The organism is Flavobacterium pisciphilum (assembly GCF_020905345.1).
Lineage (GTDB): Bacteria > Bacteroidota > Bacteroidia > Flavobacteriales > Flavobacteriaceae > Flavobacterium > Flavobacterium pisciphilum.
In genome coordinates this window covers 2,597,399-2,617,589 of the sequence record NZ_JAJJMO010000001.1, presented here as the reverse complement: position 1 = coordinate 2,617,589, position 20,191 = coordinate 2,597,399, and the positions used below count along the sequence as shown (strand labels likewise).

Annotated in this window: 27 protein-coding genes; 19 read left to right on the top strand and 8 right to left on the bottom strand. The window is 31.5% G+C overall.

Annotated elements, in window-relative coordinates; all coding sequences use genetic code 11:
• Positions 1 to 199 precede the first annotated feature (199 nt).
• The 4 genes from LNQ49_RS11000 to LNQ49_RS10985 all read left to right on the top strand — a co-directional run bounded on the left by LNQ49_RS11000 (position 200) and on the right by LNQ49_RS10985 (position 2,853).
• The gene (locus LNQ49_RS11000; RefSeq protein ID WP_229988858.1) at positions 200 to 1,330 is read left to right on the top strand and encodes an Mrp/NBP35 family ATP-binding protein; all 1,131 of its coding nucleotides are present in this window, start codon (positions 200 to 202) and stop codon (positions 1,328 to 1,330) included.
• 109 nt (positions 1,331 to 1,439) lie between these two features.
• Positions 1,440 to 1,679, top strand: a complete 240-nt coding sequence (locus tag LNQ49_RS10995) for a NifU family protein (protein ID WP_035622017.1) — start codon at positions 1,440 to 1,442, stop codon at positions 1,677 to 1,679.
• 311 nt (positions 1,680 to 1,990) lie between these two features.
• Complete coding sequence (locus LNQ49_RS10990) at positions 1,991 to 2,464, top strand: hypothetical protein (protein WP_229988857.1); 474 nt, start codon at positions 1,991 to 1,993, stop codon at positions 2,462 to 2,464.
• Positions 2,465 to 2,535: 71 nt separating this feature from the next.
• On the top strand, positions 2,536 to 2,853 hold the full coding sequence (locus LNQ49_RS10985; protein ID WP_039116982.1) for a 2Fe-2S iron-sulfur cluster-binding family protein: 318 nt from the start codon (positions 2,536 to 2,538) through the stop codon (positions 2,851 to 2,853).
• Positions 2,854 to 2,889: 36 nt separating this feature from the next.
• Here LNQ49_RS10985 and LNQ49_RS10980 read toward each other — a convergent pair whose 3' ends face one another.
• From LNQ49_RS10980 to LNQ49_RS10970, 3 genes are all read right to left on the bottom strand, one after another.
• Positions 2,890 to 3,636, bottom strand: a complete 747-nt coding sequence (locus tag LNQ49_RS10980) for an SGNH/GDSL hydrolase family protein (protein WP_229988856.1) — start codon at positions 3,634 to 3,636, stop codon at positions 2,890 to 2,892.
• A 66-nt stretch (positions 3,637 to 3,702) separates the two neighbouring features.
• The gene (locus LNQ49_RS10975) at positions 3,703 to 4,485 is read right to left on the bottom strand and encodes a DUF3050 domain-containing protein (RefSeq protein WP_229988855.1); all 783 of its coding nucleotides are present in this window, start codon (positions 4,483 to 4,485) and stop codon (positions 3,703 to 3,705) included.
• A gap of 87 nt (positions 4,486 to 4,572) precedes the next feature.
• Positions 4,573 to 5,751: an acyl-CoA dehydrogenase family protein gene (locus tag LNQ49_RS10970; RefSeq protein WP_229988853.1), complete on the bottom strand. Its 1,179-nt coding sequence runs from the start codon at positions 5,749 to 5,751 to the stop codon at positions 4,573 to 4,575.
• Positions 5,752 to 5,947: 196 nt separating this feature from the next.
• Here LNQ49_RS10970 and LNQ49_RS10965 point away from each other — a divergent pair, with 196 nt between their 5' ends.
• A complete protein-coding gene (locus LNQ49_RS10965) occupies positions 5,948 to 7,705 on the top strand; it encodes a helix-turn-helix domain-containing protein (protein ID WP_229988851.1) in 1,758 nt (585 codons plus the stop codon).
• Positions 7,706 to 7,739: 34 nt separating this feature from the next.
• Here LNQ49_RS10965 and LNQ49_RS10960 read toward each other — a convergent pair whose 3' ends face one another.
• Entirely contained in the window at positions 7,740 to 7,901 is a 162-nt protein-coding gene (locus tag LNQ49_RS10960) for a hypothetical protein (RefSeq protein WP_229988850.1), read from the bottom strand.
• Between the two features lie 253 nt (positions 7,902 to 8,154).
• Between LNQ49_RS10960 and LNQ49_RS10955 the strand changes: the two genes are divergently transcribed.
• The 12 genes from LNQ49_RS10955 (at position 8,155) to LNQ49_RS10900 (ending at position 15,911) form a co-directional block, all read left to right on the top strand.
• Complete coding sequence (locus LNQ49_RS10955; RefSeq protein WP_229988849.1) at positions 8,155 to 9,720, top strand: vitamin K epoxide reductase family protein; 1,566 nt, start codon at positions 8,155 to 8,157, stop codon at positions 9,718 to 9,720.
• A gap of 87 nt (positions 9,721 to 9,807) precedes the next feature.
• Complete coding sequence (locus LNQ49_RS10950; RefSeq protein ID WP_229988848.1) at positions 9,808 to 9,975, top strand: hypothetical protein; 168 nt, start codon at positions 9,808 to 9,810, stop codon at positions 9,973 to 9,975.
• 60 nt (positions 9,976 to 10,035) lie between these two features.
• Positions 10,036 to 10,248 carry a hypothetical protein gene (locus LNQ49_RS10945; protein WP_229988847.1) on the top strand — a complete coding sequence of 71 codons (213 nt, stop codon included), beginning with the start codon at positions 10,036 to 10,038 and terminating at the stop codon, positions 10,246 to 10,248.
• 46 nt (positions 10,249 to 10,294) lie between these two features.
• Complete coding sequence (locus LNQ49_RS10940; protein ID WP_229988846.1) at positions 10,295 to 10,465, top strand: hypothetical protein; 171 nt, start codon at positions 10,295 to 10,297, stop codon at positions 10,463 to 10,465.
• Positions 10,466 to 10,518: 53 nt separating this feature from the next.
• Complete coding sequence (locus LNQ49_RS10935; protein WP_229988845.1) at positions 10,519 to 10,662, top strand: hypothetical protein; 144 nt, start codon at positions 10,519 to 10,521, stop codon at positions 10,660 to 10,662.
• 82 nt (positions 10,663 to 10,744) lie between these two features.
• Positions 10,745 to 10,903 carry a hypothetical protein gene (locus tag LNQ49_RS10930; RefSeq protein WP_229988844.1) on the top strand — a complete coding sequence of 53 codons (159 nt, stop codon included), beginning with the start codon at positions 10,745 to 10,747 and terminating at the stop codon, positions 10,901 to 10,903.
• Between the two features lie 90 nt (positions 10,904 to 10,993).
• Entirely contained in the window at positions 10,994 to 11,146 is a 153-nt protein-coding gene (locus LNQ49_RS10925; protein WP_229988843.1) for a hypothetical protein, read from the top strand.
• A gap of 183 nt (positions 11,147 to 11,329) precedes the next feature.
• Positions 11,330 to 11,482, top strand: coding sequence for a hypothetical protein (locus LNQ49_RS10920; RefSeq protein WP_229988842.1), 153 nt, complete (start codon positions 11,330 to 11,332; stop codon positions 11,480 to 11,482).
• Between the two features lie 30 nt (positions 11,483 to 11,512).
• Entirely contained in the window at positions 11,513 to 11,692 is a 180-nt protein-coding gene (locus tag LNQ49_RS10915) for a hypothetical protein (protein WP_229988840.1), read from the top strand.
• 215 nt (positions 11,693 to 11,907) lie between these two features.
• A complete protein-coding gene (locus LNQ49_RS10910; protein WP_229988838.1) occupies positions 11,908 to 14,100 on the top strand; it encodes a peptidase domain-containing ABC transporter in 2,193 nt (730 codons plus the stop codon).
• Between the two features lie 3 nt (positions 14,101 to 14,103).
• Entirely contained in the window at positions 14,104 to 15,399 is a 1,296-nt protein-coding gene (locus LNQ49_RS10905) for an HlyD family secretion protein (protein WP_229988836.1), read from the top strand.
• Between the two features lie 329 nt (positions 15,400 to 15,728).
• Positions 15,729 to 15,911 (top strand): hypothetical protein, encoded by a 183-nt coding sequence (locus tag LNQ49_RS10900; RefSeq protein WP_229988835.1) that lies wholly within the window; start codon positions 15,729 to 15,731, stop codon positions 15,909 to 15,911.
• 45 nt (positions 15,912 to 15,956) lie between these two features.
• Here LNQ49_RS10900 and LNQ49_RS10895 read toward each other — a convergent pair whose 3' ends face one another.
• From LNQ49_RS10895 to LNQ49_RS10885, 3 genes are all read right to left on the bottom strand, one after another.
• Complete coding sequence (locus tag LNQ49_RS10895) at positions 15,957 to 16,664, bottom strand: tRNA1(Val) (adenine(37)-N6)-methyltransferase (protein ID WP_229988833.1); 708 nt, start codon at positions 16,662 to 16,664, stop codon at positions 15,957 to 15,959.
• 80 nt (positions 16,665 to 16,744) lie between these two features.
• Complete coding sequence (rimM, locus tag LNQ49_RS10890) at positions 16,745 to 17,269, bottom strand: ribosome maturation factor RimM (protein WP_229988832.1); 525 nt, start codon at positions 17,267 to 17,269, stop codon at positions 16,745 to 16,747.
• Positions 17,270 to 17,284: 15 nt separating this feature from the next.
• Positions 17,285 to 17,830 (bottom strand): 30S ribosomal protein S16, encoded by a 546-nt coding sequence (locus LNQ49_RS10885; RefSeq protein ID WP_229988831.1) that lies wholly within the window; start codon positions 17,828 to 17,830, stop codon positions 17,285 to 17,287.
• Positions 17,831 to 18,028: 198 nt separating this feature from the next.
• Here LNQ49_RS10885 and LNQ49_RS10880 point away from each other — a divergent pair, with 198 nt between their 5' ends.
• Together LNQ49_RS10880 and rbp are read left to right on the top strand one after the other, a co-directional pair.
• Positions 18,029 to 18,517 (top strand): DUF6252 domain-containing protein, encoded by a 489-nt coding sequence (locus tag LNQ49_RS10880; protein ID WP_229988830.1) that lies wholly within the window; start codon positions 18,029 to 18,031, stop codon positions 18,515 to 18,517.
• A 141-nt stretch (positions 18,518 to 18,658) separates the two neighbouring features.
• On the top strand, positions 18,659 to 19,015 hold the full coding sequence (gene rbp / locus LNQ49_RS10875; protein ID WP_229988829.1) for an RNA-binding regulator: 357 nt from the start codon (positions 18,659 to 18,661) through the stop codon (positions 19,013 to 19,015).
• A gap of 101 nt (positions 19,016 to 19,116) precedes the next feature.
• On the opposite strand, the gene leuB is transcribed toward rbp, so the two are convergent.
• Complete coding sequence (leuB, locus tag LNQ49_RS10870) at positions 19,117 to 20,178, bottom strand: 3-isopropylmalate dehydrogenase (RefSeq protein ID WP_229988828.1); 1,062 nt, start codon at positions 20,176 to 20,178, stop codon at positions 19,117 to 19,119.
• Positions 20,179 to 20,191: the final 13 nt, after the last annotated feature.

Genomic DNA, 20,191 nt, shown 5'->3' with positions numbered 1-20,191 from the left:
ATTAAATTCTTTGTCTGTAAAATGTTTTATTAATTTATGTAAAATGATTTAGTAATAACTTCAAATGATTAGCCTATCAATAAATCCAATCTAAAACCATTAGAATAAGAACTTAATCTGTTATCTTTGTAATCTGAAATCGGTTTAAATTAATATAGTTTTTGAAGCGATTATTGTCAATAGAAAATAGTAAGTTAAAATGAAATTAGACAGAAAAGAAATCCTTAAAGCTTTAGAGACGATTACTATAGCTGGAGAAGGTAAGAATATGGTTGAGAGCGGAGCAGTTGCAAATGTCATTACTTTTGGTGATGAAGTTGTAGTTGATTTAGTTTTGCACACACCAGCTATGCACATAAAAAAACGTGCAGAAGACGATATTAAAAAAACAATTCATGATTTAGTTTCTGCAGATGCAAAAATTAAAGTAAATATTAAAGTTGAAACTCCTGAGAAAAACGAGATTAAAGGTCGTGCAATACCAGGAATTAAAAATATTATTGCTGTAGCTTCTGGAAAAGGTGGAGTTGGTAAATCAACAGTTACAGCAAATTTAGCTGTTACATTAGCTAAAATGGGTTTTGCAGTTGGAGTATTAGATGCTGATATTTATGGGCCATCTATGCCAATTATGTTTGATGTAGAATCAGAAAAACCAGTTTCAATTTTAGTTGATGGTAAATCAAAAATGAAACCGATTGAAAGTTATGAAGTTAAAATACTTTCAATTGGATTTTTTACTGCACCAAGTCAGGCAGTAATATGGAGAGGACCAATGGCTTCTAAAGCTTTAAATCAAATGATATTTGATGCTGATTGGGGAGAATTAGATTTTATGTTGATTGATTTACCTCCAGGAACAGGAGATATTCATCTTTCAATCATGCAATCACTTCCTATAACTGGAGCAGTTGTAGTAAGTACTCCACAAGCTGTAGCTTTGGCAGATGCTAAAAAAGGAGTTTCGATGTTTATGCAAGACAACATCAATGTACCTGTTTTAGGAATTATAGAAAATATGGCGTATTTTACACCAGAAGAATTACCAGAGAATAAATATTATATCTTTGGAAAAGAAGGAGCTAAGAATTTATCAGAAGATTTAGGAGTTCCGTTTTTAGGAGAAGTTCCAATTGTACAGTCTATTCGTGAGGCTGGAGATTATGGACGTCCTGCGGCGCTACAAACTGCATCTACTATCGAAACTGTTTTTGAGGAAATTACTAGAAACGTGGTACAAGAAGTAGTAAATCGCAATGAGAGTTTGCCAGCTACTGAAGCAATAAAAATTACAACAATGGCAGGATGTTCTGCAGTAAAGAAAAATTAGATAATTGAGATAAATAGATAACTTAGATTATGAAATAATTGGAGAGCTTATAGTTTTCTAGTTGATTCATAATCTAAGATATTAAACTCTTTAATTGAATATTAAAATTATGACAACAGAAGAATTAACAAGCAATGTTTTAAGAGCTTTAGATGAAATCAGGCCATTTCTGAATTCAGATGGTGGTGATATAACATTGGTTTCTATAGAAGATGATAAACATGTTAAGGTTCGTTTAGAAGGAGCCTGTACAAGCTGTAGTGTAAATCAAATGACACTAAAAGCAGGGGTTGAAACTACAATTAAAAAGTTTGCTCCACAGATTGAAACGGTAGTAAACATTATGTAGTTCTAGCAATTTGCTATTATAAAGGTGTTTTGTTTTTGGGCTTTATGTTAGATTATCGGTAATACTAATGTGAATATTTTGGTGTTTATTTGTGTAATTTAGACACTTAATGATATATCATCAAAATAAAGGCCTGTTTCTTTTTTAATTAAAAGTATTAGTAAGAAAATAGTGTTAAAATTAAGAAATATTCATTTAAATAGTGAATTAAATTAATTTTGATAAAAAAAAGTGTTAAGAATTAGGAGTTTTGTAGTGCGATTTAATATATATTTAACTTAAATTTGCGATATAACCTAAATCTTACATATATGAATAATTATTACAAACTAGTCGTTCTGTTTATTTTTACTTCTACTTGTTATGCTCAGGAAATTAGTGGGAACCTATATGTTGACAAGGCGTGGGTAAATGAGTATGAAGTTTGGTCCGATTTTGATTATGAAGGTCAGATTGTTGTTTCTCCAATTACGGAGGAAGGGAGTTTGAGAATTTCTAATTATGATTTTTTATTTGACTTTTGTGAAGGAAAAGCTAAATTCTCAAATAAACAAAGCTATACAGTTGCTGAATTTTCTCATCCTCGAAAAATTAAAACAACAACAGACAAACAAGGTATAGTAAATTCTACTTATGAGGGGACATTGATTTTTCAAAACGATAAAGATTATTATTCTGTTATTGCTGTAGTCACAATATTAGAAAAAAACAGCGTTTTGGGACTTAAAATGCACCTAAAAGATAAATCCAAGGAATATGCATTCACTTTTAAACCTAGCAATTAGTATTTTGTAAAAGATAATGTATTTTTGCTACTTGTAAATGCGTTAATAATCAAAATTCCGATAATTTAAAGATGGATGTATTAATAAAGATTAAAGATAGAGAGGGAGTTGTTCATGAACTACAGGCTCCAACTGATATGGCAATGAATGTAATGGAGTTATGTAAAGCTTACGAGCTACCTGTAGAAGGTACTTGTGGTGGAATGGCGATGTGTGCTTCTTGTCAGTGTTATGTATTAAATGATGTTGAATTACCAGAAATGGGAGATGAAGAAGAGGCAATGCTTTCAGAGGCTTTTTATGTTAAGTCTAATAGTCGTTTAGGTTGTCAAATTCCAATAACAGAAGGTTTAGAAGGTTTAGAGCTAGAGTTAGCACCAGAATATTAAAATAAAGTAAAGCGAGAAAAATTTTTCTCGCTTTTTTTATTCACTTATCGCAAATTTAGCCTTTGGTAAAATACGTTCAACAAATAAGGAGTATGCTAATTCTGATGGATGCAGCCCGTCTTGAGCAACCAAACTTGGATTTGATAATCCTTGTCGTGTAATATCAGTTATATTGACAAACACGATATTATTGGCTTTACAATAGCTTTCTGCAAAAGCATTGTATTTGTCTATCTCTAACGTAATGGTTTTATTATTGTACACAGATGATTGTCCGAAGGGAGTATAGGCATAGTCAGGTATCGAAACAACTATAACATTAGACTTTTCTCCTTTAGCTAAAAAAATGGCTTTGTTTACCAATTCTGGGAACTCGTTTTCGTATACAGAAAAAGATATGTTTTGAAATTGATTGTTAACTCCTATTAGTAACGTTACTAGGTCGTAATTTGAGCTGAGATTTTCAGCTTTTATAGCTGATAGTAAGTTGGATGTTGTCCAGCCCGTTTTAGCGGTGATTTTTAGTGAGAAAGCGGTTGCTGGGTATGAGTTTGATAAACTACGTTTTAATTGTTCAGGATAACGACACGTTTCGCATACGCTTTGACCAATAGTATAGCTATCGCCAAGTGCTAGATAGTTTATTGTTTTTGCAGCTAGTAGTGGTGTAATAGCGACTGGAGGAATAATGGAAGGGGACTGATTTGTTTCATTTGCTGAATCGCAGCTAATCGTAAAAATCGCGAATAAAGACGTAAGTATTATTTTGAATCTACTTTTCATAATGTATTTATTAAGATGTTTGTCGTTTTCTCAATAATACTTACGCTAAAAATACTGTTTTGGTTTTTATACCATTTCGATTTTTATACTAATTTCTTCTTCTATAGCATTCCATAAACCGATTCTTTTTTCTAGGGATAGAATAGATATTTCTTGTACTTCAGACCATTTTTTAGGGTCATTTTCACATAAATCAGTAATCATTTTCATTGCCATAGGACCATGTTCATCTGCGTCAAGTTCAATATGTCTCTCAAAATAGTAGATTAGTTTGCTTAAATCTGTATTGGGGAAATTCTCTTGAAAGTTTTTTAAAATTGCAGTAAACATATTTGGTATCAAATCTTCTCTTCCAAAGGTAAAGGCAGCTGCGATTTCATGTGGTTTTCCTTCTTCAATTACTCTAAAAGTAAAATCTAAGAAAGCTTTAATATTAGGGTGTAATTGACTTTGTTTTATTGCAACAAAGATATTTTGTAATGAGTTTACTTCATTTAAAAAACCTTCAATGTTTTTTGTGCTAGCTCCACAATCTTCCATCGCTTCAAGGTACATTTCATAATGACTTTGACGACGGCCATCAATACTTAAATCCGTTTCTTCGGCTAGTACGATCTCATTGATTAGATATCTTATTTCTGGGTTTTTGCTAGCAAACCATGGTGTGGTTGTGCAAGTAAGTTTTGATTGTAATGCTTTTAATAAAGACATAAAGTCCCAAACAGCATACACATGGCTTTCTAGGAAGCAATGTAAGTCATCAATACTTTGAATTTTTTTATATAGAGGATGTTGTAATAAAAGATCTTTTTGGGGTTGAATGCTATTATTTATAGTCTCAATATTCATGCTGGTATTTTTTTTACAAATATAAAAAAGCTTCTTGGTAACAAGAAGCTTTTGAATTGTTTTTATGTATTTTTTAATAGATGAATTCTATTTAAAAGCTGGAATCCCAGTAATATCCATACCTGTAATTAGTAAATGTATGTCATGAGTTCCTTCATATGTGATAACACTTTCTAGGTTCATCATATGACGCATGATAGAATATTCACCAGTAATTCCCATTCCACCTAATATTTGTCTAGCTTCACGAGCAATGTTAATTGCCATATTAACATTGTTTCTTTTTGCCATTGAAATCTGAGCAGTTGTTGCCTTTCCTTCGTTTCTTAAAACTCCTAAACGCCAAGTTAGTAATTGTGCTTTTGTGATTTCAGTAATCATTTCAGCTAATTTTTTTTGTTGTAGTTGAGTTCCTGCTATAGGTTTGTCAAATTGGATTCTTTCTTTAGCATATCTTAGAGCTGTATCATAACAATCCATTGCAGCTCCAATTGCACCCCAAGCGATTCCATAACGAGCCGAATCTAAGCATCCTAATGGAGCTCCTAATCCAGATTTGTTCGGTAATAAATTTTCTTTAGGGATTTTTACATTGTCAAAAATCAATTCTCCAGTAGAAGATGCACGAAGTGACCATTTATTGTGAGTTTCAGGTGTTGTAAATCCTTCCATGCCACGCTCTACAATTAAACCGTGAATTCTTCCTTCTTCGTTTTTGGCCCAAACGACAGCGATATCAGCAAAAGGAGCGTTTGATATCCACATTTTTGCTCCGTTTAATAGGTAATGATCTCCCATGTCTTTGAAGTTGGTAATCATACTTCCAGGATCAGACCCATAGTTAGGTTCTGTTAATCCAAAACAACCAATAAATTCACCTGTAGCAAGTTTAGGTAAATATTTCATTCTTTGTTCTTCGTTTCCATATTTCCAGATAGGATACATAACTAATGAAGATTGAACAGATGAAGTTGAGCGAACTCCTGAATCACCACGTTCGATTTCCTGCATAATTAAGCCATAAGAAATTTGATCAAGTCCAGCTCCACCATATTCAACAGGGATGTATGGGCCAAAACCACCTATTTCTCCTAAACCTTTTATGATTTGTTTTGGGAATTCTGCCTTTTGTGCAAACTCTTCAATGATAGGGGATACTTCTCTTTTTACCCATGCTCGGGCTGAGTCTCTTACGAGTTTATGTTCGTCGCTTAATAAGTCGTCTAGGTTGTAATAATCTGGTGCTTGAAATAGGTCTGGTTTCATAATTTATGTTTTTTTTCAAAAACAAATTTACACAATATAGATATAACAAAACAAAAGTAAATCGTTATATTTTTTACGGATTTGGAAATAATAATCAGAATAAAATTGTGATTATTTTATGTTTTCCATTATAAATTATTATTTGCTTATTGGTATTAATGAACTAATTTTGGAGTAATTCAAAACTAAAAGGTTAATGAAATTTGTTAAATGTCTTCTGTTTTTTTTTATTTCAAGTGCTGTTTTTTCTCAGAAAAATTCAGAATTAAGCTATAAAGAGTACGCTCTGTTACAAGATAAAGTGAGGTCATGTGCAAATTCTAATGTAGATAGCGCTTTTGTTTTTGCAGATAAAATAGAAAGATCAAGTAATTATTCACACAAGACTTTTGCAAGTGGAGCAAAAGCTTATTTGTTTCAACTTAAAGAAGATAGTATTAGGTCAAAGCAGTATTATGAACAAGCTTTTAAGCTTCTAGGAAAAGTAAAACAGTCAAAAGAAAAAAGCATATTAAATGCTGATTTATTAAATTATGGTGGACTTATAGATTGGAGAAAAAATAATCTAAAAGCAGCCTTTGACAAATTTGAAAAAGGGTTAAGTATTGCAAAGAAGCAGAATGACCAGATACGGATGGTGAAGTTTTATATGAATATTTCACTAATTAATATAGAGGTAGGGAATTATAAAGCAGCAATCTTATCTTTAAAAGAGTCAAATAAAATTATAAATCAGATAAAACATTCATTTTCTGAAGAAAAGTTTACAAATTATAAGAGCAATATTAATTTTAATTTAGGGCGTGCTTTTGAAAAAGCTTACGGAAAAAATTATTCTAACCCTAAGCTTTTGGATTCTGCAGAACATTACTACACTAAATCAATCACATACTCTAAAAATTATTTAAATACGAAACTAAACTCTAAAATGAGTTTAGGGAATATTTATTATATGAAGAATGATTTTGCAAACGCGGAGAAGGTATATTATGATGTTTTGCTATACAGTGAAGAAAATAATTTGCAACCAGAGCTTTTTATTGCTAGTTATAATTTGGGGAGTTTGTTTTTCAATAGTAAAGATTATGACAAATCATTGTACTTTTTTAAAAAAGTAGACTCAATTTATCAAATGAATAAGGTTAATGATTTGTATTATATAAATTCAAATTATTATTTGGCTAAGATTTATACTATAAAAGATAATCCTCAAGAAGCATTAAAGTATTCCGATAAATATTTTGATAAGTTTGAACAGATTCAATCAAAATTAGATAATGAAGTTCAGGAGGTTAACTTCCGTTTAGGGAATGTGAACGTTAAAAAAGACATGGAGGAACTTCAAACTAAAAATCAGAATAAAATTCGATTTTGGAATTTGATGATTTTTCTTTTTGTAGGAGTGTTATTGGTATTAATTGTTCTGTATGTAAAGAGTGTCAAGAAAAAAAGAGAGACAGACAAAAAGGTAAATGCTTTAATTGAAGAGTATAAGTTAAGGCTAGAATTAAATGATGCAGCTCCAGTAACTATAGATAAAGAAGAAGTAGTTATAGAGAGTATTCCAAAAATGGTTGCTAAAATGAATTTGGACTTAGAGAAAGAAGAAGAAATATTTGAGAAACTAAAGCAGTTAGAGAAGAAACATTATTACCTGAATTCTGATTTTACCCAACAATCTGTAGCCAAAAAAATTAAAACAAATACTAGCTATTTGTCTTATGTTGTTAATAAGAGATTCGGTAAGACTTTTAGCGAATACTCCAATGAATTAAAGATTAATTATGTTATCAACGAATTAATAACAAATTCAATATATAGAAAATATTCAACTCAGGCGCTAGCCGAAAGTGTAGGTTTTAAGAATGCCATTTCTTTCACAAAATCATTCAGTAAAAGAACTGGAGTAACGCCAACTCAGTTTACTAAAAAACTAGAAACTACAGATTTTTAAAAGAATAAACCTGTAGTTTCTAATCATTTCTTAATTAGGATTGCCCAGGAGGTTTTACTGTTCCCGGTGGGTCAGTTACTGGTGGTGTAGTAACAGTACCATCTTTTGGATCTTCACCTCCTCTAATCATTTTGTAATGTTTTTTTGGAAGCTCATTTTTTTTAAAATCTTCTAATGTTAAGGGGGATTTTTTCATAAGTTTTATTTGTTAGAATATCAAAATTATGGAAAAGGTATTTCCATAATTTGGATTGTAGCTTTGGAGATGATTTCTGAACATCGTTTTTGTTATCTATTTGTAATTTAGTGTTTTAAGTGGGTAAAAAACACTTAACTATTTATAAATTATGTATCCATTTTTTTTAAAAAAATAAAAAATTAACTTTTTTTAACTGAAAGATTATCAATATTTGTGATGTTCCTTTTTTATAATAATTAAGATTATCACTATGATTAAATTGGTTGAGAAGTACCTTGATTTGAATAATTATTCAAATGCAAAAAAGGAGTTTGAAGAGTTATTTCTTTCACATCCCAATTACCCAAGTCTATTTGCTGTTACAGATTCATTGAATATATTGTCAATAGAGAATATTGTAATAAAAGTTCCTAAAGAGCAACTACATGAATTGCCTAATTCTTTCTTGGCAATTTTTAATCATGATCTGGTTCTAGTTGATAAGACAGAATCTTCAATCATAATTGAAACTGAAAAAAATAAGAAGGTTACTTTGACAATTGATGATTTTTCTGAGGGCTGGAATGGGGTTGTATTGGCAATTGAAGCTAATGATGTTCAAGAAGAAAAAGCTTTGAGTGAAAATCCTAAAGGATTAAAATACGGCATCTTGTTTTTGGCGTTAATCGTCTTGTCAAGTTTTTATAATGATTATAGAGTATTTGATTACGCTTTTTTAATTACATCCTTATTTGGGTTGTTAATTAGTGTTTTTATTGTTCAAGAAAAATTTGGTATCGATAATCAAGTGGCGTCTAAGTTGTGTAATATCAATCCAAATACTTCTTGTGAATCAGTTATTAAATCAGATAATATAGAGACCAATAAATGGTTTGATTTTTCAGATTTACCATTGATCTTTTTTGTTACAGCTGCACTTGCAATATTGATTGGACCAGCAAATTCTAGTCTTGTAGGCTTTCTTAGTTTAATAGCTGTACCAGTAATCTTGTATTCTATTTGGATTCAAAAATTTCAAATAAAAAAATGGTGTGTATTGTGTTTAATTATTTCTTTTTTAGTGATAATTCAAGGCGCATTATGGGGGTTTGAATCTGAATTCAGGGTAAATTTTACGTTGACTAGTCTCTTTCAGTATTTGTTTTCTCTAATAGTTGTTTCGTCATTATGGTCTGTGGTAAAACCAATTGTAGAAGATAAGTTAAAAGCTGAAAAATTGGTAAAGGGTCTAACTAAGTTTAGAAGAAATTTTACTCTTTTTGAATTCTTATCTAAAGAGATTACTTCATTCGATGGGTTCGATAAATTAGAAGGATTGCATTTTGGTAATAGTGAAGCGGCAGCTAAACTTTCAATTATTATAAGTCCAAGTTGCGGGCATTGTCATAAAGCATTTGAGGATGCTTTTGAATTAATATGGAAATTTCCTGAGAGAATTTCTTTGAATGTATTATTTAATATTAATCCAGAAAACAATCAGAATCCATATAAAGTTGTTGTAGAGAGACTTTTGATGATTAATGATGTTAATCCTGAAAATATTGTAGAGGCTATATCAGATTGGCATATAAAAAAGATGTCATTGGAACTATGGCAAAAAAAATGGACTGTGGACTCGATTTCTATGAAAGTCAATCAGCAAATTCAACAGCAGTACGATTGGTGTTCGAAAAATGGATTTAATTACACGCCAGTTAAAATTATAAATACAAAATTGTATCCAAGCGAATATGAATTAGGTGAATTGAAATATTTCATCAATGATATCTTAGAAAATAATGAAACATTAGAGAGAGATTCTCTGGTGTACATGTAAAGCATATATGAAATTCTTGCAAGACTAGACATAAACTTCAAGTGTCTTAAAATGATTGAAGTATTAACAAATTCAAAAAACCAAATTATGTTAAAGAACATTTTAAATTTAAAAGGGGCTCAAGAGTTAACAAAAAAAGAACTAAAATCTATTAATGGATCAGGAATAGTTTGTCAAGGTATTGATATTCTTATTTGTTGTCCAGATGGGCAGTGCGGGTGTGCTCCAGCAGGAACACCATGTATGTTATCTTAGATAAATATAAATTAAGTGTTTTAAGATCATAGTAGTATTAACAAATTCAAAAAACAAATTATGTTAAAAAGCATTTTAAATTTAGATGGAGTTAAAAGAATAACAAACAATGAGCAAAAAGAAATTAAAGGAGGGAACATCCCGCCAGATGGAGAATGTGGTGCTTACCAAATTCTTCCTTTGAGTGAAACAGCTTGTCGTAATTATGATCCTTATTATAGACCAGTTTATATTGGTCCAAATCAATGTTCAATTATGTTAGCTCCTTGCTAAGAGTTGTATAATGTGATTAAAATAATCAAACCTTAAAATATCAATTATGTTAAAAAGCATTTTAAATTTAAATGGGGCTCAAGAATTAACTAAAAGTGAGCAAAAGGTCATTAAGGGTGGATTAGCTTGTACTGCCGATGGGAATTGCCCTCCTAATACTGTATGCGTTGGTAGAGATGTTGCAAATGGTTATGATGGTAATTGTAGACCAGTGTAATAAAAATGCTAGCTAGTGCTCAAATTAATAATCAAATTTTAAAAATATCAATTATGTTAAAAAGTATTTCAAATTTAAAAGGAGCTCAAGAATTAACTAAAAATGAGCAAAAAAAAATAAATGGTGGTGAAGGAGTTTGCCCGCCTAATGGTACTGATCATAGAGGTAGACCATGTCGCGATAAAGAAACAGATTAGATAATAGTTTTCTTTATTTAAGATTTAGGATGTGAAAGCATCCATGTTATAAAGTAATATAAATTCAAAAAAAACATCACTTATGCTAAAAAATATTTCAAAAATAGAAGGAGCTCAAGAATTGACTATTAATGAGCTAAAAAGAGTAAAAGGAAGTGGACCTGGAGAGTTTATCGTTTGCTGTCCAGAAGATAATAATATCGCATATCCAGACTGTAGGTATATCGAGTGTTCTAGATAGTTAGTTGTACTCAGGTTTGTAAAATTTTGAAATAAACCGGAGTATTTGAAAATCAATTAAATTATTAATAAAATTTTAAAACAATAACTCATGTTAAAAAATATTTCGAAAATAAAGGGTGCTCAAGAATTAACAGAAAATGAGCAAAAAGCAATTAATGGAGGACAAAAACATTGGGAAGTTTGTTGTCCAGAAGACGGTATTGCATACCCAGATTGCAGATATATTGAGTGTCAAGTATAGTTTTCTTTATATTACGGTAGAGCTTTAAAAGCTATATAATAATTAAGAATTCTCATTTTTTTTGGAAATATAGCCTCTAGATTGGGCTATTAGCTTAAGCCCTAATTATTGTAATGATAATTAGGGTATTTGTTAATTTTAAAAATAAATTTTGAGGTATTAATACAATTTAAAAGACGGACTATGTTAAAAAATATTTTGAATTTAGAAGGAGCTCAAGAATTAAGTAAAAATGAGCAAAAAAGAATTAAAGGAAGTACTGTGATGCCAAAATATGATTGTGCTTCTGGTTTTTGTATGAATATTTATAAAAATTGTGTCCTTTGTAAGGACTAGAGTCTTAATTAATCTAAAAATTATTTTATTATGTTAAAGAAAATTTTAAATTTAGAAGGTGCTCAAAAATTAACTAAAAATGAGCAAAAAAGTATTAAAGGTGGTTTGATAGATTGTATTGATCCTGCTACAAATAGATGTAGAACCTACAATCGATCTTGTGCTCCTCCATGTCGTATAGAACTTATAGATCCACCTATAGAGCCTTAAATGAAATCTTAAACCAAGGGTTTTATTTAAATTATTTAGTAAAAATAGTATAGAGGTTTGTTGTTAAATATATTCCTTTATAAAATTATAATTTGTTAAGAGTTGGTTTATGTTTATTGGAAAAAAATGATAAAGAGGATGTAATTTCCTCTTTATTATTTTATATTAGATTGTAGAAAATATACTATATTGTCCTTGTAAAACAAGATTTAAAATTGAAAAAATTCCCCAATTATATACAAGCAGATTTTAAGGACTGCGGTCCTACCTGTTTAAAAATTATTGCCAAGTACTATGGTAAATCTATAAACATTCAAGAACTGCGTGATTTTAGTGAGACTACTAGGGAAGGAAGCAATTTATTATTCTTAAGCGATGCTGCAGAGAAAATTGGTTTTCGAACTTTAGGTGTAAAATTGAGTGTGCAAAGTCTTGAAGAAGCTCCGTTGCCTTGCGTATTGCACTGGAATAAGGAACATTATGTAGTACTCCATAAAATAAAAAAGGGTGTTTACTATATTTCAGACCCAGCTTTTGGGTTGATCGAATATAGCCAGAAGGATTTTATTAAGTTCTGGATCGGAAACAATGCAGATGAATCAACACAAGAAGGAATTGCTTTATTATTAGAAGCTACCCCACGTTTTTTTCAATCCGATTTTGATAAAGAAGATAAAAAAGGTTTAGGGTTTGGATTGCTGTCGCAATATGTTTTGCGATATAAATCGTTCCTGATCCAGCTAAGTATAAGTTTATTAGCGAGTAGTTTATTACAGCTTATTTTTCCATTTCTTACACAGAGTATTGTTGATGTTGGAATACAAAACCAAAACATACATTTTATTTATTTAATCCTTTTTGCGCAATTATTTCTTTTTGCAGGAAGAACAGGATTAGAGCTTATAAGGAGCTGGATACTATTGCATTTATCTACACGAATAAACATTTCATTAATTTCGGATTTCTTTATTAAATTAATGAATTTACCCATTTCGTTTTTTGATGTAAGGATGACAGGAGATATTATGCAACGCATAAATGATCATCGCCGTATAGAAAAAATTCTTACCACTTCATCATTAAATGTGCTGTTTTCAGTTATCAATATGATTATTATGGGTGGGGTTTTAGCCTATTATAATCTTAAGATATTCTTAGTGTTTTTTGCAGGAAGTATACTCTATTTTGGCTGGATAACTCTATTCTTAAAACGAAGAGAAGAATTAGATTATAAGCGATTCTCAGAAGTAAGCCAAGAGCAAAGTAAGGTTATGGAACTCATAAACGGAATGCAGGAAATAAAACTGCATAATGCCGAAAAGCAAAAAAGATGGGGGTGGGAATATGTACAGGCAAGATTGTTTCGAGTTTCTATAAAAGGATTAGTTTTAGAGCAAACACAAACAATAGGGTCATCAGTAATTAATGAATTAAAGAATATTTTTATAATTTTCCTTTCAGCAAAATTGGTAATCGACGGACAGATTACTCTTGGGATGATGCTTGCTATAAGTTCTATCGTAGGAAGTTTAAACGGTCCTATTACTCAGCTTATTGAGTTTGTACGAGAGGTACAAGATGCAAAAATATCATTAGCTCGATTGTCAGAAATCCATGATAAAGAAGACGAGGTACAGCAAGAAGAGCATCAGACGCAAGATATTCCACGAGATAGTGATATTATTATCAAAGAGCTTTCGTATCGTTATTTAGGTTCAGATATACCGGTTTTAGATAATTTAAATTTAATTATTCCAGCGCATAAAGTAACGGCAATTGTGGGAGTAAGTGGAAGTGGAAAGACAACGTTAATGAAGTTGTTATTGAAATTCTATGAGCCAAATAATGGAGAAATTAATATAGGAAATACACAGCTTAAAAATATTTCACAAAAAGCATGGCGTAATAATATCGGTGCGGTAATGCAAGAAGGGTTTATTTTTAGTGATACAATTGCTAATAATATAGCTATTGGAGTTGATAAAATAGATAAAGAACGATTGATGTATGCGGCAGATGTGGCAAACATTAAAGAGTATATCACTAGCTTGCCACTAGGTTATAATACCAAAATAGGGTCAGAAGGAGTTGGTATGAGTACAGGGCAAAAACAACGATTGTTAATAGCAAGAGCAGTTTATAAAAATCCAGAAATGCTGTTTTTTGATGAGGCAACTTCGGCATTAGATGCTAATAATGAAAAATCAATTATGGAGAAATTAGATATTTTCTTCAAGGATAAAACAGTTGTGGTAATTGCGCACAGATTAAGTACAGTTATGAATGCAGATCAAATTGTTGTTTTAGATAAAGGAAAGATTATCGAAATTGGTAGTCACTCGGCATTGGTGGAACAAAAAGGAAATTATTTTGAATTGGTTCGTAATCAATTGCAATTAGGGAATTAAAATATGGCAGAAGACAATACGAAATTTGAATTAAGAAGCGAAGAGGTACAAGATATCCTTACTAAAGTGCCACATTGGATGATACGATGGGGGACAGTTTTGATCTTTGCGATAATATGCATGTTGTTTTTTGTTTCATGGTTTCTTAAATATCCAGATGTAGTAAGTACAGAGATAAGTATAACGACATCTATACCACCTGAGAAACTAGTAGCAAAAACGACAGGTAGAATAGAAGCGATTTTAGTAAAGGACAAAGCAAAAGTATCTAAGAATACTGCACTTGCAATTATTGAAAATTCAGCTAATTATAAAGATGTTTTTATTTTAAAGAACACAGTAGATAATTTTAATATAAATGACAGAAATAAAGAGTTTCCTTTTGCTTTGTTAAACAATATGCAGTTTGGAGAGTTAGAAAGTACTTATGGAGTATTCCAAAAGGATTATGCAGCTTGGAAACTTAATGAAAATCTACAACCTTTTCAGGTTGAAAATAATGCTCAAAATTCTGAGCATACCCAAATTAAAGAACGACTGGCTATTTTGCAGCAGCAAAAAAGTATTAATGAAAGTGAATTACAACTTCAAAAAAACGATGTTAATCGTTTTGAGGTCTTATATGCAAAAGGAGTTATTTCGACACAGGATCTAGAAAATAAAAAGCTAGGTTACCTTCAGGCGGATAAAAACTACAAAGGCTTGCTTTCGTCAATATCGCAGCTTAAATCTGCACTTATAGAGAACTCTAGATCAAGTCAAGGTACTAGAATAAGTGGAACGAAAGAGGAGGTGAACTTAGAGCGCAATCTGATGCAATCGTATTATCAGTTAAAGAAAGGGATTAAAGATTGGGAATTAGCATATACTTTAAGATCATCAATTCCTGGTGTTGTTACATTCTTGCAAGTATGGACAGAGAGCCAAACCATTACTTCTGGAGAGAATGTTTTCTCGATTATTCCCGATACTGAAAAAGGGTATATTGGTAAAGCCAAAGCGAAGGCTCAGAATTCAGGAAAAATTAAATTAGGGCAACAAGTTAATATTCGATTGTTTAATTTTCCAGATAGAGAGTTTGGTGTTATTAGAGGTAAAGTTGAAAACATTTCCCTTATTCCAGATAAAGACGGAAATCTGTTGTTGGATATATCCCTTCCTAAGGGGTTAGAAACATCATATAATAAGAAGATTCCTTTTCAACAGGAAATGAAAGGTAATGCTGAAATTGTTACTGAAGATCTTCGATTATTAGAAAGAATATTATATCAATTCAGAAGTCTTTTTAGACAGAATTAAAATTTTGGTTGCATCCATTTTGTTGCATTTTCTTTTAATTTAAATCAACCAAATTTTAGGTTTAAAATTTAACAAAATAGGTTCGTAATGTTTGTTGTTTTTGTATAGGTGTTTGTTTTTTAATTAGTTATGTTGTTATCTTTAATATTGTGTTTTAAATATTTCCATTTGGGTTTTTAAAATAATTAATTGAAAACAATATTCTATTTGAAGCGACTGATTCGTTTGAGCTTGAAAAAGGATTTAAAATATTCTTGCGCAAGATTAGACAGAAAACTCAAATGTCTTTAAACGATTGAGGTATTAGCGAAACTATAAAAATTTAAATTATGTTAAAAAGCATTTTAAACTTAGAAGGTATCAAAAAATTAACCAAAAAAGAACAAAAATTAATAAACGGAGGGGCTTGGAGATATTCTGAGGCAACAGGCTATTGTGTTAATCCTTTGGCTACTTGTAGTGGAGCACTTTATTCGAAACAATATCCTGGAGATTGGTGTTGTGAAAAATAATCATATACTAGAGAGGAAGTTTACTTTCTCTCTTTGTTTTTAAATCTACATTTTCAAATAAAAATCCTTGGTCAGTTCGATATATTCGGGAGTATAAATATGTCTTCCGGTTTCGATAATTAATTCATCAATTGAAATATCTGGATTTTCAATGCGATTAAAGGCTAATAAGCTGCGTTTAATGTCGCTTGTAGGTGTACCTTTAACTCGAGTGATTTTGAAAGGGTATAATTCGAATTCTTTGGCTAGGGTAATGAATTTTTCTTCTTCCTTAAATGGAATGATTACTGAGAAGATACCGTTTTCTGAGAGTAATAAATCGGCTGCTTCAACTAAATCTTCAAAAGGCATAGCATCTTGAAAACGCGCTAAATCTCTTTGTTCGTTATCAGTTTTGTAATCTTCACTGTAAAATGGTGGATTTGATACAATAATATCATATTCATCTTCAGGCTCTTCCATGAATTCATCTAGTCCAGCATGATAACAGAATAATCGGTCATTCCAAGGAGCGTTTTCAAAATTATCAACAGCTTGTTCATAGGCTGTTTCATCAATTTCTAAAGCGTCAATTTGTTCAGCACTCGTTCTTTGTGCTAACATTAAGGCAATAAGTCCAGTTCCGGCTCCAATATCCAAAATACTAAAAGGATGATTGTTTATAGGAGTCCAAGCACCCAGTAAAACACCATCGGTGCCAACTTTCATAGCAGTTTTATCTTGTTGAATAGAAAATTGCTTGAATTGGAACATAATGATTTATGATTGTAGATTAACAGTTTTTGATTTAAAATGGTAAACTGAATACTTAAAATGGAGAACTGAATACTTCTCTATAGGTACATTTCAACTAAGCCTTCAGGTAAATTCATGATGACTTTTTTGTTGTCACGATCAATTTTCACTAAGAAATGATCAATCATAGGGATTAACATTTCTACTTCACCATTAATAACTTCAAAAAGAGGTTGTGCAGTAGTGTCGTTTACAGAAGCTATTTTTCCGAAAACACCTAAGCGTTGGTCTTCAATTTCAAAGCCAATAACTTCGTGGAAATAAAATTTGTTACCAGTAAGTTTAGGTAACATACTTAGAGGTAGGTAAATCGCGTTGCCTATAATAGCATCGGCATCTTCCTCTGTAGTCATGTCTTCAAAACGAATTCTTAAGAAATCGTTTTTGTGCAATGAACTAGTTTCAATAAAAAAAGGAACCAAGTGTTTGTCGCATTCGACAAACACTGATTCCAAGTTTTCGTATAACTCAGGTTCGTCCGTGTCTAAATAAGCCAAGACTTCACCTTTGAAACTAAATTTTTTAGCGATTTTACCTAAATAAAAACATTCTTCTTTACGCATTCCCGCTAAATATAATTATGCTTCAGTTGTTTCGTTATTTTCTTCAGTAGCAGGAGCTTCTTCAGCAACTTCTTCTGCAGCAGGTGTAGCAGCAGCGATAGCGTCAGCTTCAGCTTGAGCAGCAGCAGCTAAACGTTTTGCATTTACATCTTGCTCAGCTTTGAAAGCTTTAGCTTTAGCATCAGCTTGCGCTTTTGTTAAACCATCTTTCTTAGCATCAACTTTTCCAGTTTTAGCTTCTAACCAAGTAGCTAATTTTGCATCAGCTTGTTCTTGAGTTAAAGCACCTTTGCGAATACCACCTTCTAGGTGATGTTTCAACAAAGCTCCTTTGTAAGAAAGAATTGCTTTAGCAGTATCAGTTGGTTGCGCACCATTGTTTAACCATTTAACTGCACTATCAAGGTTTAAGTCGATAGTTGCTGGGTTTGTGTTTGGATTGTAAGTACCGATTTTCTCTAAGTATTTACCATCTCTTTTTGAGCGTGCATCTGCAGCTACAACCCAGTAAAAAGGTTTTCCTTTTTTACCGTGTCTTTGTAATCTAATTTTTACTGACATAATCGTATGATTAAATTTTGAGGTACTCGACCTCTGTTAATTAAGGGTGCAAAGATATAATTTTATTCTGAATTACAATTTCTATTTTTATAATTAAAAGTTAAGTGTTTGTTAGTTGGTTTTTTATGGTTCTTTTAAGAGAGATATCGGGTCGTTTTACCTTTTTAATTGATAATTTTGCAAAAAAATTAATTGAATATGAAGAAAAGGTTTTTTCTATTACCTCTACTTTTGCTGTTTTTTTCATGTGATAAAGAAGAAGTGGTGGCTAATAATCCTGCTTTTCAATCCTTAAAAAATGACGTTTTTTGGAGAGCTACAAGTTTTAGCGCAAATATTGATGGTGATGGGAAGCTTATAATTACGGGTAGTTTGGATAATGATACGGTAGTTTTGCAAACAGCTTCGACAAAAGTTCAAACGTATGTTTTGGGTGTTGACGATGTTTCTACCGCTACATACATGAATTCATTATCAAAACAAGAAACTTTGTATAAAACAGGAAAGGAATTAGGGAGTGGTCAGATAGTTATTACTCAGTATAATAAAGAAACAAATACCGTTTCTGGAACCTTTATATTTGTAGCGCCAAACGGCAATGATGTCATGGCAGCTGAAAAATCGGCTCGTTTTAAAGAAGGTGTTTTTTATAAAGTGCCAGTCACTTTGATTAATTCACACGATTAGACAATTTTACAGAATATAAAAAAAATCTATTTGCGAGTCTTCTTACTTTTTTTTATTGATAATAAAAACATAAATAAGCTAATTTATAGTAGATTAGAAAAAAATAAGATTACATTTGTTGCATATTATAAATAAGTACATATGAATATTTTTGTTGGAAGCCTTCCATTCAGTATTGAGGAAGCAGATTTAAGAGAGTCTTTCGAGGCTTACGGAGCAGTTGATTCAGTTAAAATTATTACTGATAAATTCACTGGAAGAAGTAAAGGTTTCGGTTTTGTTGAAATGACAAATGATGATGAGGCTCAAAAAGCGATTGACGAATTGAACGGAGCTACTGTTCAAGGACGTGCAATTGTTGTAAACAAATCTGAGCCAAAACCTGAAGGCGAAAGAAGAAGTTTTAATAACAACCGTGGTGGAGACAACCGTGGTGGTTATGGTGGAAACAACCGTGGTGGAGATAACCGTGGTGGTGGAAACAGAGGAGGATATTAATATTTTTTTCTAAGATATAAAAAAAGGTGTCAATTTATTGACACCTTTTTTGTTTTATAGAATTTTGTTTCAAGTTGTATAACCTGCTACCAAAATACATATTATAGATTAGCAACTAACCAATCTCCAACTTCACTGGTTTTGTATGCTTTGGTTCCTTTTGGAGCTAAGTCTTCTGTAACAATTCCTTGTTCTAGTGATTTGTTAACAACCGCTCTAATTGCTTCAGCTTCGTCTTTTAGTCCAAAAGCATCTTCAAACATCATAGCTGCAGATAATACAGTAGCTAATGGGTTAGCAATATTTAGTCCAGTTGCTTGTGGGTAAGAACCATGGATAGGTTCATATAATGAAGTGTGTTCTCCAACAGATGCAGAAGGCATTAATCCCATTGAGCCTGAAATCACAGATGCTTCATCAGTTAAGATATCTCCAAATAAGTTTTCTGTAATTAATACATCATAAGAGTTTGGCCATTGTACCAATCGCATTGCAACAGCATCTACAAACTCATAAGAAACAGTAACCTCTGGATAGTCTTTTTCCATTGCTTGTACGGTTTCTCTCCATAAACGAGATGTTTCTAGTACGTTTGCTTTATCTACGCAACATAATTTTTTGCTACGAGTCATTGCAAGTTCGAAACCTTTTTTTGCCAAACGTTGTACTTCAGCTCTAGTGTAAACACAATTGTCAAAAGCAGTTTCTCCACCATCTTTTCTTCCTTTTTCTCCAAAGTAAATTCCGCCAGTTAATTCTCTTAGGAAAACTAGATCAGTTCCTTCAATTCTTTCTCTTTTTAAAGGAGAATTATCTATAAGTGATGGGAAAGTAAATGTAGGTCGAACATTGGCAAATAACCCTAGTTTTTTACGCATTAGCAATAATCCTTGTTCAGGTCGAACAGCTGCGCTTGGATCATTATCGTATTTTGGGTGACCAATTGCTCCAAATAAAACTGCATCCGCTTTCATGCAGATTTCGTGAGTTTCATCTGGATAAGGAACTCCAACAGCATCAATTGCGCAAGCACCTGTAAGTGCTGGTGTCCATGTTATTTCGTGATCGAATTTTTTTGCAATAGCATCAGATAATTTTACAGCTTCATTAATTACTTCAGGACCAATTCCGTCTCCTGCTAAAAGGGCTATGTTAAATTTCATTATTTTGGTGTTT